The sequence below is a fragment of the Streptomyces sp. NPDC054770 genome (assembly GCF_053611985.1).
This window is the reverse complement of record NZ_JBSHBL010000005.1, coordinates 40,051-52,972: the sequence shown is the minus strand read 5'-3', so window position 1 is coordinate 52,972 and position 12,922 is coordinate 40,051. Positions and strand designations below refer to the sequence as shown.

General features: G+C 72.1%; 12 protein-coding genes. 8 read left to right on the top strand and 4 right to left on the bottom strand.

What is annotated here, in order from left to right; translation table 11 throughout:
• The first annotated feature begins 69 nt into the window (after positions 1–69).
• From ACWGKQ_RS06845 to gcvH, 3 genes are all read left to right on the top strand, one after another.
• Positions 70–612 (top strand): hypothetical protein, encoded by a 543-nt coding sequence (locus ACWGKQ_RS06845; protein WP_453290808.1) that lies wholly within the window; start codon positions 70–72, stop codon positions 610–612.
• A 142-nt stretch (positions 613–754) separates the two neighbouring features.
• Complete coding sequence (locus tag ACWGKQ_RS06840; RefSeq protein WP_453290807.1) at positions 755–2,290, top strand: cellulase family glycosylhydrolase; 1,536 nt, start codon at positions 755–757, stop codon at positions 2,288–2,290.
• Between the two features lie 135 nt (positions 2,291–2,425).
• Positions 2,426–2,812, top strand: a complete 387-nt coding sequence (gene gcvH / locus ACWGKQ_RS06835; protein ID WP_453290806.1) for a glycine cleavage system protein GcvH — start codon at positions 2,426–2,428, stop codon at positions 2,810–2,812.
• 56 nt (positions 2,813–2,868) lie between these two features.
• On the opposite strand, the gene ACWGKQ_RS06830 is transcribed toward gcvH, so the two are convergent.
• Together ACWGKQ_RS06830 and serC are read right to left on the bottom strand one after the other, a co-directional pair.
• Positions 2,869–3,351: a hypothetical protein gene (locus tag ACWGKQ_RS06830; protein WP_453290805.1), complete on the bottom strand. Its 483-nt coding sequence runs from the start codon at positions 3,349–3,351 to the stop codon at positions 2,869–2,871.
• 167 nt (positions 3,352–3,518) lie between these two features.
• Positions 3,519–4,637, bottom strand: a complete 1,119-nt coding sequence (serC, locus tag ACWGKQ_RS06825; protein WP_453290804.1) for a phosphoserine transaminase — start codon at positions 4,635–4,637, stop codon at positions 3,519–3,521.
• Positions 4,638–4,750: 113 nt separating this feature from the next.
• On the opposite strand from serC, the gene ACWGKQ_RS06820 reads away from it, so the two are divergent.
• Positions 4,751–7,759 carry an FAD-binding and (Fe-S)-binding domain-containing protein gene (locus ACWGKQ_RS06820; protein ID WP_453290803.1) on the top strand — a complete coding sequence of 1,003 codons (3,009 nt, stop codon included), beginning with the start codon at positions 4,751–4,753 and terminating at the stop codon, positions 7,757–7,759.
• On the opposite strand, the gene ACWGKQ_RS06815 is transcribed toward ACWGKQ_RS06820, so the two are convergent.
• A complete protein-coding gene (locus ACWGKQ_RS06815) occupies positions 7,756–8,247 on the bottom strand; it encodes an NUDIX hydrolase (RefSeq protein WP_453290802.1) in 492 nt (163 codons plus the stop codon). The two genes, ACWGKQ_RS06820 and ACWGKQ_RS06815, sit on opposite strands and share 4 nt — an antisense overlap.
• A gap of 40 nt (positions 8,248–8,287) precedes the next feature.
• Between ACWGKQ_RS06815 and ACWGKQ_RS06810 the strand changes: the two genes are divergently transcribed.
• A complete protein-coding gene (locus ACWGKQ_RS06810) occupies positions 8,288–8,890 on the top strand; it encodes a nucleotidyltransferase family protein (RefSeq protein ID WP_453290801.1) in 603 nt (200 codons plus the stop codon).
• Here the strand turns inward: ACWGKQ_RS06810 and ACWGKQ_RS06805 are convergent.
• Complete coding sequence (locus tag ACWGKQ_RS06805; protein WP_453290800.1) at positions 8,883–10,097, bottom strand: acyl-CoA dehydrogenase family protein; 1,215 nt, start codon at positions 10,095–10,097, stop codon at positions 8,883–8,885. The two genes, ACWGKQ_RS06810 and ACWGKQ_RS06805, sit on opposite strands and share 8 nt — an antisense overlap.
• Positions 10,098–10,201: 104 nt before the next feature.
• Here ACWGKQ_RS06805 and ACWGKQ_RS06800 point away from each other — a divergent pair, with 104 nt between their 5' ends.
• The 3 genes from ACWGKQ_RS06800 to ACWGKQ_RS06790 all read left to right on the top strand — a co-directional run bounded on the left by ACWGKQ_RS06800 (position 10,202) and on the right by ACWGKQ_RS06790 (position 12,918).
• Positions 10,202–11,164, top strand: a complete 963-nt coding sequence (locus tag ACWGKQ_RS06800) for an AraC family transcriptional regulator (RefSeq protein ID WP_453290799.1) — start codon at positions 10,202–10,204, stop codon at positions 11,162–11,164.
• 186 nt (positions 11,165–11,350) lie between these two features.
• Positions 11,351–12,481 carry a lipid II:glycine glycyltransferase FemX gene (locus tag ACWGKQ_RS06795; RefSeq protein ID WP_453290798.1) on the top strand — a complete coding sequence of 377 codons (1,131 nt, stop codon included), beginning with the start codon at positions 11,351–11,353 and terminating at the stop codon, positions 12,479–12,481.
• Positions 12,482–12,789: 308 nt separating this feature from the next.
• Complete coding sequence (locus ACWGKQ_RS06790; RefSeq protein ID WP_453290797.1) at positions 12,790–12,918, top strand: hypothetical protein; 129 nt, start codon at positions 12,790–12,792, stop codon at positions 12,916–12,918.
• The last annotated feature ends 4 nt before the right edge of the window (positions 12,919–12,922 follow it).

Here is a 12,922-nt window from a genome sequence, read left to right as displayed (position 1 = left end):
GGGAACCGTCCCGCGGGACGGGGGCGCCGACAGGGCAACCGGGTCCCGCCTCACGGAATGGGAGCACCCATGCGCCGCACCGCCCCGCGTCTGGCCGGCCACGTCTGCCTGCTCACGGCCGCCCTGAGCCTGACCGTCCCGGTGGCCGCCGGTACCGCCTCCGCCGCGCCCGCCCGGACGGCCCGGGCCGCGGCGGCAGCCGCCCTGCCGCAGGTCCGCTCGGTCAGCCTGCCGATCAGCGGCACTTTCACCGGCCCCAGTGAGAAGATCGCCGTCAAGGGCACCCTCGACGTCACCGTCATCACCCTGCCCACCGCCGCGGGCGGCGGTACCGCCCAGATCATCAGCAGCCTGGACGACACCTCCGGCACCGGTGCCACCAGCGGCGGGACGTACGACCTCGTCGGCGCGCACCGGGACAACCTGCCCTTCTCGGCGGCGGCGACCACCACGCTCAAGGTCAGGCCCGCCTTCCTGCTGATCTCTCCCGTCGTGCCGCCCAACCCGGTCGTGCCGCCCAACCCGGTCCAGCCGGTCACGGTCTCGGTCACCGTCGGCAGCACCGGCGTGATCGGCGCCGTCACCGCCACGGTCGGCACCCCCGCGCCCTGACGCGGGCCGGAGCCGACTGCCGCCGTACGTCTTGACGTGATGATGGTGTGTCAGTTTCCTGGGAGGTGCGCGGTGTATGGGAGCGCTCCCATCGAGTTCCGGGGCCGCGCCTCCCGAGTGGAACTCCGAGAGGAACTGGCACATGTTCCGCTTACGCAGCCCGCGAAGAGCGCTGTGTGCTGTAGCCGCCGCGCTCCTCCTGCCCCTGTTCGCCACTCTCGCCGGTGCGACGGACTCCGCGCACGCGGCGGACGCCCCCGGCGCCGGCTACTGGCACACCAGCGGCCGGCAGATCCTGGACGCGGCCGGGCAGCCGGTCCGGATCGCCGGGATCAACTGGTTCGGCTTCGAGACCGCCAACTACGTGGTGCACGGCCTCTGGTCGCGCGACTACAAGAGCGTGATCGACCAGATGAGGTCGCTGGGCTACAACACCATCCGGCTGCCCTACAGCGACGACATCTTCAAGAGCACGACCGTCCCCAACAGCATCGACTTCAGCAACGGCAAGAACGCCGACCTGCAGGGGCTGAACTCGCTCCAGGTGATGGACCGGATCGTGGCCTACGCCGGGCAGGACGGGCTCAAGGTCATCCTCGACCGGCACCGGCCGGACGCCGGCGGCCAGTCGGCGCTCTGGTACACCTCGGCGGTCCCCGAGTCGACCTGGATCGCCGACCTGAAGGCCCTGGCGACGCGGTACGCGGCCGACCCGACCGTCATCGGCATCGACCTGCACAACGAGCCCCACGATCCGGCCTGCTGGGGCTGCGGTGACACGAGCGTCGACTGGCGGCTGGCCGCCCAGCGCGCCGGGAACGCCGTCCTGTCCGTCAACCCCGACCTGCTGGTGTTCGTCGAGGGCGTGCAGACGTACAACGGCGTCTCGGGCTGGTGGGGCGGCAACCTGATGGGTGTCGGCCAGTACCCGGTGCAGCTGTCCGTGCCGAATCGGGTGGTGTACTCCGCCCACGACTACGCCACCAGTGTGGCCCAGCAGAGCTGGTTCAGCGATCCCACCTTCCCCGCCAACATGCCGGGGGTGTGGGACTCGTACTGGGGCTACATCTTCAAGCAGAACATCGCCCCGGTGTGGGTGGGCGAGTTCGGTACCACGCTCGCCTCGACCGTGGACCAGAAGTGGCTGGCCGCGCTGGTGGGTTACCTCCGTCCGACGTCGGCCTACGGCGCTGACTCCTTCCAGTGGACGTTCTGGTCCTGGAACCCCGACTCCGGTGACACCGGCGGGATCCTGAAGGACGACTGGGCGACCGTGGACACGGTGAAGGACGGGTATCTGGCGAGCATCAAGGCGCCGTTGTTCCCGAGCAGCGGCGGAGGCGGGAGTGGGGGTGGTGGCGGTGGCGGAGGCACGTCCGCCTCCTGCTCGGCCTCCTATGCCGTCAGCAGCGACTGGGGGGGCGGGTTCAACGCCGACGTGACGGTCACCAACACCGGTTCCACGGCGATCGGTTCATGGACGGTGACCTGGACGTGGAGCGGTTCGCAGCAGGTGACGAGCATGTGGAACGCGTCGTACACGCAGAGCGGCGGGACGGTCACCGCGGTGAACACCGCGTACAACGGGTCGGTCCCGGCGGGCGGTTCGGCGAGCTTCGGGTTCGGGGGCGCGCCCGGGGGCGGGGGTGTGCCGACGGTGACGTGCGCGGCGGCGTGATACGGCGGCCGTCACCCGGGTGGCGGACCGGGATGCCCGAAATACACGGCTCTGGGCTCCGGTGCAGCAGGCTGTTCCCGCCGGTCGCCGACAGGGGCGGCCGGACATCGCACCACGACGGTTGATGGAGCTGACATGTCCAACGTGCCCGGCGACCTCCGCTACACCGACGACCACGAGTGGATCCGCACCGAGGCCGACGGCACCATGGCCGTCGGCATCACCGACCACGCCCAGAGGAACCTCGGTGACATCGTCTTCTTCGAGCTGCCCGAAGTCGGCCGGAAGGTCGAGGCGGGTTACTCCGTCGGCACGGTGGAGTCGGTCAAGGCGGCGTCCGACATCTTCAGTCCGTTCGACGGCGAGATCGTCGCGATCAACGAGGAGGTCGCCGAGAACCCCGAGGACGTCAACTCCGACCCCTACGGGATGTGGCTCTTCAAGATCAGGACCAAGGGCGGGGCGGCGTCCAACGGGCTGCTCGACGCCAAGGCGTACGCGAAGCTCGTCGACGGGGAGTGAAGGCCCGAGGGGCGCCCGGCGCACGCGCACCGGGCGCCCCTCGTGGGGCCCGGCGCTCAGCCCCGCACTGCCCTGAGCGCGTGCAGGCGGCGTGGTTTGGGGGCGTCCAGCAGGGTGACGCCGTTGTAGACGCGGCTCCGGATGAAGAACGCGGGAGTGACGGCGAACATGACGAAGATCGAGACGACGCTGACGGGGAACAGGGTCGGCAGCGACTGACCCTCGGGCAGGGTCTTGCCGCCCTCGTGGACGGCGTAGGCGAAGGCCGCGAAGAAGGTGATCGCGCAGAGGGCGGCCAGGATGCCGAAGACGACCCTGGTCCGGCGGGTGCGGGCCTCGGTGCGGACCTCGGCCAGCAGGGACGCGTCGCAGACGGGGCAGGTGAGCTCCACGGTCTGCTTGCCGGACTGCGGCCGGCGTACCCGGAAGATGTTGTCCTTCCAGGTGATACGGCGGGTGCGGACGAGGAAGCCCGTGACCTTGTCGCTCAGGATGTGGCGCACCGCTACCTCGACGGTGCCCGGTATCGGTCTGTTCATGTACGCGTGGATCTCCTTCGTCGCATGGGGCACACAGTGTCCGGTGTGCGACGAAGGAGACTCAACTGTCCACGGCAGGTTTTGCCTTGATCATGCCTGCCGCGTAAACCAACAGCTTGTTACGGGAGTTGCTGGGCTTCTACGGCTTCTCGATCACGACTTCTTGATCACAGCTTCTCGATCACGTAGTCGACGCACTTCGTCAGCGCCTCGACGTCCGCCGGGTCGATCGCCGGGAACATCGCGATGCGCAGCTGGTTGCGGCCGAGCTTGCGGTAGGGCTCGGTGTCGACGATCCCGTTGGCGCGCAGCACCTTGGCGACGGCCGCCGCGTCGATCTCGTCGGCGAAGTCGATCGTGCCGATGACCTGCGAGCGCTTGGCCGGGTCGGAGACGAACGGGGTGGCGTACTTGCTCTCCTCGGCCCAGGTGTACAGACGGGTCGAGGAGTCCTTCGTACGGCCGGTCGAGAAGGCGAGGCCGCCCTGGCCGTTGAGCCACTCCAACTGCTGGTTCAGCAGGAAGAGGGTGGCGAGGGCCGGGGTGTTGTACGTCTGGTTCTTGCGGGAGTTGTCGATCGCCGTGGGGAGGCTGAAGAACTCCGGGACGTGGCGGCCGGACGCGTGGATGCGCTCGGCGCGCTCGATCGCGGCCGGGGAGAAGACGCCGATCCACAGGCCGCCGTCGGAGGCGAAGGACTTCTGCGGGGCGAAGTAGTAGACGTCGGTCTCGGCGATGTCGACCGGGAGGCCGCCGGCGCCGCTGGTCGCGTCCACGAGGACGAGCGCGGTCTCGTCGGCACCCGCGACCCGCCTGATCGGCATGGCGACACCGGTCGAGGTCTCGTTGTGGGTGAAGGCGTAGACGTCGACGCCCGGCTCGGCCTGCGGCTCCGGGTGGGTGCCCGGGTCGGAGGCGATCACGGTGGGGTCGGCCAGCCAGGGGGCGAGCTCGGCCGCCTTGGCGAACTTGGAGGAGAACTCGCCGAAGTTCAGGTGCTGCGACTTGGCGTCGATCAGCCCGTGGGTGGCGACGTCCCAGAAGGCGGTGGAGCCGCCGTTGCCGAGGACGACCTCGTAGCCGTCCGGCAGGGAGAACAGGGCGCTGATGCCCTCGCGGACCTGACCGACCAGGTTCTTCACCGGGGCCTGGCGGTGGGAGGTGCCCAGCAGGGACGTACCGGTGGCGGCCAGCGCGTCCAGCGCCTCCACCCGGACCTTGGAGGGACCCGCGCCGAACCGACCGTCCGCGGGCTTGATGTCAGCAGGAATCTGGATGTCAGCCACGGGGCGAGATTAGCCCGTGGAGGAAACCTGGGCGAAACCTCGTCCGTCGGGTGAGACGCGTCGGTGGCCGCCGGAGCGGGCGCCACCGCGGGACGGGCTGGTTGAGTGGACGCATGTCGGAATTCTCGGAGCTCGAGGCGGAACTGCGCGGGGCCGTCCGGGGCGAGGTCGGCTTCGACGCCACCTCCCGGGCGCTGGTCACCATGGACGCGTCCAACTACCGGCGGGTCCCGGCCGGGGTGGTGGCCCCCCGGGACGCGGACGACGTGGCGGCCGTACTGGAGGTGTGCCGGACCCGTGGCGTGCCGGTGGTCGCCCGCGGCGGCGGCACGTCGATCGCCGGGCAGGCGACGGGCACCGGCGTGGTGCTGGACTTCACCCGGCACATGAACGGGCTGCTCGGCCTCGACCCGGCCACCCGTACGGCCGTCGTCCAGCCGGGCCTGGTCCTGGACCGCCTCCAGGAGGCCGCCGCCCCGCACGGCCTGCGCTTCGGCCCGGACCCCTCCACGCACGGCCGCTGCACGCTCGGCGGGATGATCGGCAACAACTCCTGCGGCTCGCACAGCGTGGCCTGGGGGACGACGGCGGACAGTGTCCGGGAACTGGACGTGGTGACCGCGCGGGGACAGCGGCTGCGGCTCGGGCGGGACTGGGCGGGCGCGCCGGAGGGCCTGCGGGAGCTCGTGGCCGGCGACCTGGCCCGGCTGCGCACCGGCTTCCCCGACCTCCCCCGCCGTATCTCCGGCTATGCCCTGGACGCCCTGCTCCCCGAGCAGGGCGCGGACGTCGCCCGCTCCTTCTGCGGTTCGGAGGGCACCCTCGGGATCCTCACGGCGGCGACCGTACGGCTCGTGGAGTCGCCACGCGCGCGTGCGCTGGCGGTGCTGGGGTACGCCGACGAGAGCGCGGCGGCTCAGGCGGCGCCGGGGCTGCTGGGCTGTGCGCCGCTGACGGTGGAGGGCATGGCGGCCGACCTGGTGCCGTCCCCGGCCGGACTGCCGCGCGGCGGGGCCTGGCTGTTCGTCGAGACGGGCGGCGCGACGGCGGCGGAGGCACGCGCGCGTGCGGAGACGGTCGTCCGCGCGGGTGACGCGCTCGACGCCGCGGTGATCACCGACCCGGCCGGGCAGCGGGCCCTGTGGCGCATCCGCGAGGACGCGGCCGGTACGGCGACGCGGATGCCGGACGGCAGCGAGGCCTGGCCGGGCTGGGAGGACTGCGCGGTACCGCCGGCCCGGCTGGGCGGGTACCTGCGTGACTTCCGTGCCCTGCTGACGGCGCACGGTCTGCGCGGCACCCCGTACGGCCACTTCGGCGACGGCTGCGTCCATGTCCGCATCGACTTCGACCTGCTGAGCGAGGCGGGCGTGGCCCGTTTCCGGCGCTTCTCGGGGGAACTCGCGGACGTGGTGGTCGCGCACGGCGGCTCCCTGTCCGGGGAGCACGGGGACGGCCTGGCGCGGGCCGAACTCCTCCCGAGGATGTACGGCGACGAACTGGTGGCGCTCTTCGGGCGGGCGAAGGGGATCTGGGACCCCGACGACCTCCTCAACCCGGGCGTCCTGGTCCGGCCCGCCCCTCTCGATGCGAACCTCCGCTTCGCCGTCCTCCCGCGCAAGCCGCTGCCCGTCGCCTTCGGCTACCCCGCCGACGGCGGTGACTTCTCGGCGGCGGTCCGCCGCTGCGTGGGCGTGGCGAAGTGCCGTACGGCCGAGCCGTCCGGCGCGTCCGTGATGTGCCCCTCCTTCCGGGCCACGGGCGAGGAGGAGCACTCGACCCGCGGCCGGGCCCGGCTGCTGCACGAGATGCTGGCCGGCGAGCTGGTGACGGACGGCTGGCGCTCCACCGAGGTCCGGGACGCCCTCGACCTCTGTCTGTCCTGCAAGGGCTGCCGGTCGGACTGCCCGGTCGGGGTGGACATGGCGACGTACAAGGCGGAGTTCCTGCACCACCACTACGCGGGCCGGCGCCGCCCTGCCGCCCACTACAGCATGGGCCGGCTGCCGAGGTGGCTGGGCTGGGCGGCCCGTACGCGCACGGCGGGGCTGGTCAACGCACTCGCCTCGGTACGACCGTTGGCGGCGCTCGCCAAGCGGCTGGGCGGCATCGCGCCGGAGCGGCGGATCCCGCGCCTCGCGGCCGAGCCGTTCAGCCGGTGGGAGCGGCGGCGGCAGCGGCGGCGCTTGCGTGCGTGGCGGGCGGACGCGCGGGCGGGACGGGAGCCGGAACTCCCGAGGCAGCTGGTGTTCCTGTGGCCGGACACCTTCACCGAGCACCTGTCGCCGTCCGTGGGCCGAGCCGCCGTACGCGTGCTGGAGGCGGCGGGCGTGGGGGTCGTGGCACTGCCGACCCGGCCGTGGCGGGTACGGCGGTCGGACGACGGCGAATCGCTGGGCATCGGCGCGTTCCCGTGGGGGACCCGCCGGGCCCGCGCCTGCTGCGGCCTCACCTACCTCTCGACCGGCCAACTGGACCAGGCCCGCGAGGTGTTGCGCCGGACGCTGGACCTGCTGGAGCCGTTGCTGCTGCTGCCGTCGGACGTGGAGGACGACGCGGACCCGGAGTTGGACCCGGAGTTGGACCCGGACTCGGAGCCGGACTCGGAGGCGGACGACGACTTCCCGTACCCCCCGCCGTTCGTCGTCCTGGAGCCCAGCTGTGCCGCCGCTCTCCGTGCCGACCTGCCGGAGCTGCTCCCGGACGACCCGCGGGCGGCCCGCCTCGCCGCGCGGGTGCTCACCTTCGCGGAGGCGCTGGAACGCCTGGCCCCCGACTGGACCCCGCCCCGCCTGGACCGCCCGGTCACCGGGCAGACCCACTGCCACCAGCACGCGGTACTCGGCGACGCCCCGGACCGCCGCCTCCGCGAGGCCGCCGCCCTCACCGGCGACCTGGTCGGCGGCTGCTGCGGTCTGGCCGGCAACTTCGGCTTCGAGAAAGGCCACTTCGAGGTGTCGAGGGCCTGCGCGGAGGAACAGCTCCTGCCGGCGGTGCGGGAGGCCGACCCGGGCACGGTGGTCCTGGCGGACGGCTTCTCCTGCCGGACGCAGCTGGAGCAACTGGCCGGGGTGCGCGGGAGGCACCTGGCGGAGGTGCTGGCGGAGGGGCTGGATGCCTAGACGCTCAGGGCCCGGTAGTGGGCGAGGGCCTCGCGGGCGTCCGGGACGAAGGAGTCGCGGGCGGCCAGGGCGGAGAGTTCGGAGTCGGTCACCCATGCGTGCCAGGCGACCTCCGAGGGGTCGGGCCGGACCGGTCCCGTGACGAGGACCTCGTGCAGGCCCAGCCAGTAGGGGGAGATCGCGCCCTCGCACCGGAACTTGAGCACGAAGCGGGGCCTGGCCAGGACACCCAGCTCCTCGGTCAGCTCCCGAGCGGCGGCCTCCTCGTACGACTCACCGCTGTCCACGGCCCCGCCGAGCATCCAGTTGACCTGACCGGCGAAGCGGGGGTGGGTGCCGGCCCTGCGGTGCACGAGAAACCGCCCGTCGGTGTCCCGGCACACGATCGTCGCGATCCGGTGCAGCAGCCGGCCCCGGATCGCCGCACCCCGCTCCACCACACCCAGCACCTGATCCCGCTCGTCCACATGGTCGACCAGTTCACCCATGGCGACACGATGGCAGGCGCGGCCGTGGTAGGGAGGGGAAATGATCGGCCGACTGCCGCTGGACGAGCAACTCGACGCCTTCCGGGCGGTGTTGTGCCGTAACGACGTCCTCGTGGAGGTGCTGGAGCGGAGCGCGGCGCTGGGGCTGCCCGGGTGGTACGTGACGGCGGGGTGTCTCTTCCAGACCGTGTGGAACGTCGTGACCGGCAGGCCGGCGGGTGCCGGGATCAAGGACTACGACCTCTTCTACTTCGACGGCGGTGACCTGTCGTGGGAGGCGGAGGACCTGGTGATCCGGCGCGGCCGGGAGGCGTTCGCCGGGGTGGCGGCCGAGGTCGAGATACGGAACGAGGCCCGGGTGCACCTCTGGTACGAGGAGAAGTTCGGGGTGCCCTGTCCGCCGTACGGGTCGACCGAGGCCGCGATCGACAGCTTCGCGGCGACGACCTGCTGCCTGGGCGTCCGGCTGGAGGAGGGCGGCGGGTGGCGGGTGTACGCGCCGCACGGGCTGTCGGACGTGTTCGGTCTCGTCGTCCGGCCCAATCCGGTGCTCGCGCCGCGGGCCGTCTACGAGGAGAAGACCGCCCGCTGGCGTGAGCAGTGGCCCGGACTGACGGTGCTGGAGTGGCCGTCGGTCAGATGATGAACGTGGGCTGTTCGGTGATGCCCAGGAGGCTGCGCCCGTAGATCTCGCGGCCCAGGTCGGGGTTGACGACGCCGTGGCGGGAGGCGGTGCCGAGGTCGCGCCAGATCCGCTGGAGCGGGTTGGTCAGGGCGAAGGCGCTCGCGCCGGAGACGGAGACGAGGCGGTCCACGGCCTCGCGGGTGCGGATCGCGGCGACGGCCGTGTCCATGCGGACCCGGGCCCGCTCCCCGACCGTCAGCTGCCGGGCCTCGGCGGCGGCGTGGTCGAGGTCGTCGGCGGCCCGGTAGGCGTGCAGCTGGGCGGTGTCGATGAGCGACGCCGCGTCCGCGACGGCCAGCTGCACGCTCGGGGAGTCGGCGAGGCGCTCGTAGACGGTCAGGGACATGGGCTTGCGGGCCGCGGTGTCGAGGGCCAGGTCCAGGGCGGCCCGGGCCATGCCGAGCATGGGGGCGACGACGGTGAGCGCGAGCATCGAGGCGACCGCGACGGCGTTGCGGGGCTCGCCCTCGTACCGGGTGGCGTACACCCCGGCCAGGACCGCGCCCATGTCGAGCGTCCGGTGCGCCGGCACTCGCACCCGGTCGGCGACGATCGTGTTGCTGCCGGTACCGGCCATGCCTGCCACGTGCCATGTGTCCTCGACCGTCACCTCCGCCACCGGCACCAGGGCGATCACCGGTGGCCGGTCCGGGGCGCCCGGAGCGATCGCCAGGGCCACCCACCCGGCGTGGTCGATGCCCGAGGCCCAGCCCCACCGGCCCGACACGACGAGATCGCCGTCCTCGCCGTCCGCGGCAGCGACCGCGGAGCCCGACGGGGTGAGCGACGCGGCGACCGCGACATCGGGGTCCCGGCCCCAGACCTCCTGACGGGCCTGCTCGTCCATCAGCGAGGCGACCAGGCCGCCCCCGGTGTAGATGTTCGCGATCCAGGCGGCGGAGGCGTCACCGCGGGCCAGTTCGGCCGTCACCTCCATGGATGTACGCACCCCGGTCCCGAAGCCGCCGAGGACGCGCGGAGTGCCGAGGCGGAACATGCCCGCCTCGCGCAGCGCACGCGCCGCGTCGTCCGACACCCTGCGCAACTGTTCGCTCTCCTGGGCCTGCCCGGCGAGAATGGGGACGAGCTTTCCGGCCGTCGCCGTCAGCCCGGCGCGGGCGTCGGCCTCGTCGGTCGGCGTGGGGGAGGACAGGGGCAGGTTCACAGCAGGCTCCACTCAGGTGCAGGGACGTTCATCGCGCTGGCAGCAGCGTAGGAAGTGCGACACGGCGCCAAAAGGAACATCGGTGCCACGATGGGGGGACACGCGTGACACGGACGGAGCCGACCGACGCGGCACCCTGGCGGCACCGGGCGTCCATCGACGTACCGCTGCACCACCCCCACCGGCAGGACCTCCTGCACGAACAGTGGCGGCGCCGCTTCGGCCACCTCGCCCACGTACGGCAGCTGCGCCTGCCCGCCGACCGCACGGCCGGCACGCACCGTACCCGGGTGGAACACCGCCTGGTCGGCGACGTCGCCGTCAGCCGGCAGTTCAGCGATCCCATAGCGGGCGTCTCGGGCCACGGGGACGCCGACGGCCGGGCCGACCTCGTCGCCGTCCACGTCATCCGCAGCGGCAGCCTGCGCATCGAGGACACCACCCGGCGGGCCGAGCTGGGCCCCGGCACGCTCTGCATACGCGACCTGCACTCCCGCTGGCGGTTCGCCTACACGGCACCCACCGACTGCCGGGTGCTCCTCCTGCCCAGGGCCGGACTGCTCGGCCAGTTGCCCCGGACCCGGCTGCCGGCCCTGACCGTCGCCCCCGCCACCGCTCCCGAGTCCCGGCTGCTGCTCGCCCATCTCGACACCGCCTGGGCCCTCTCGGAACACCTCGGCCCGGTGGGCACCCATGCGGCGGGCGCCGCACTCTCCCTGCTGCTGACCGGACTCATCGACACCCCTGCCCCCGCCCCCGCGCAGGCACTGCGCGCCGCGGCCACGGCCTACGTCGACCAGCGGCTGCGGGACCCCGACCTCACCCCCGCCGCCATCGCCCGCGCGCTCAACGTCTCCGTCCGTACCCTGCACCGCGCCTTTGCCGACGGCGAGAGCGTCATGGCCCACGTACGCCGACGCCGCCTCGAAGGCGCCCGCAGCGAACTCGACCAGCCCGGCGGTACGTACACCGTCGCCGACATAGCGTCCCGCTGGCAGTTCGCCGACCCCAGTCACTTCCGCCGCACCTACCGCAACGCATACGGACAGCCGCCCCGCCGGGGTTAGGCGCCGGACACCCCCCCCGGCCGACACGCCCTCACCCACTCGCGCGCCGAAACGGTTCCCGGCAGGCCTGCGTCTGTTGTCCTGGATGCCTAGGCCACGGTTCCTGTCCGGCGTCCCGTCCGGTGCACGCCGTGGCCGGTGCGCATCGCCAGTGAGCCGTCGCCGACCTGCCCAGGAGCACCGCCCATGACAGCAGCAGCCCTTCGTCTCCGGCCCATCTCCCGTGCCGAGCATCTCGCCTTCGCCGGCTCCCGGCCCTCCGTCAGCCATATGCAGCTGCCGTCGTGGGGAGACGTGAAGCCCGACTGGCGGGCGGAGAGTCTGGGGTGGTTCGACGGGGAGGGGCGGATCGTCGGCGCCGGGCTCGTGCTGTTGCGGGCGGTGCCCAGGGTGCAGCGGTATCTGGCGTACCTGCCGGAGGGGCCCGCCATCGACTGGCACGACCCCGAGCTCGAACGGTGGCTCGATCCGCTGCTGGCGTACCTGAAGGGGCGCGGGGCGTTCGCGGTGAAGATGGGGCCGCCGGTCGTCGTACGGCGGTGGAGCGCGGAGGCGGTGAAGCAGGCCATCGCCGATCCGGCCGTCCGGCGGCTGGCGGACGCCGAGCCGACGTCGTACGACGCCCGTGCTGCAGGTCTCGCCGAACGGCTGCGCCGGACGGGCTGGCGGCAGGCGGAGGCGGGCGGGGAGGAGGGGTTCGCGGCCGGGCAGCCCCGGTACGTGTTCCAGGTGCCGTTCGCGGGGCGGTCGTTGGACGACATCCAGCGCGGGCTCAACCAGCAGTGGCGGCGCAACGTGAAGAAGGCGGAGAAGGCGGGGGTCAAGGTGGTCCGGGGCGGGTACGAGGACCTGCCCGCCTTCTACGCCCTGTACACGGAGACCGCCGAGCGCGACCGCTTCATCGCCCGCCCCCTCTCCTACTTCCAGCGCATGTGGACCGCGCTCACCGCCGAACACCCCGACCGCATGCGCCTCTACCTCGCCCACCACGACGGCGACATCCTCGCCGCGGCCACCATGCTCACCGTCGGCGACCACGTCTGGTACTCCTACGGCGCCTCCACCGGCCGCAAGCGCGAGGTCCAGCCCAACAACGCCATGCAGTGGCGGATGATGTGCGACGCCCACGAACTGGGCGCCGCCGTCTACGACTTCAGGGGCATCACCGACACCCTGGAGGAGTCCGACCACCTGCTGGGACTGCTCCGCTTCAAGGTGGGGGCCGGCGGCGAGGCCGCCGAGTACGTCGGGGAGTGGGACTTCCCGCTCAACAAGCTGCTCCACAAGGCGTTCGCCCTGTACATGGCCCGCCGCTGAGGCCTGCGCGGGGCCCGGCCGGCGCCTGTCCCGGGCGCACCGGGCCCCGCTTCATAAGGTGGCTCTCAGGTTCATAAGAGAACTCTCAGCTTCGGGGTCGTTATACAGCTGTTACATAGGTATTCACAGCACCTGCTTGCCGTTTGCGGGCTGACTTTGCCGTCGCTTGGGATCGGGGCCGTGTAAGTTCATCCGTGTCGGGCGGCGGGGATTGCCGAGGATGACGATCCAAAATCCCCGGACGTTGCCCCAAGAGAATTCTCGTACTATCCAGCATCACTTGCACTTCGAACTCTCAAGGAGTCGGAATGAGCCTCAAGAAGCTCGCCCCGCTGCCCCCCAAGCCCCACAAGCAGCTGCCCCCGCCGCCGCACCCGAAGCCCAAGAAGCGGGCTCCGAAGCCGGTTCCGAAGCCCATCCCGGGTCAGGACAACTAAGGCA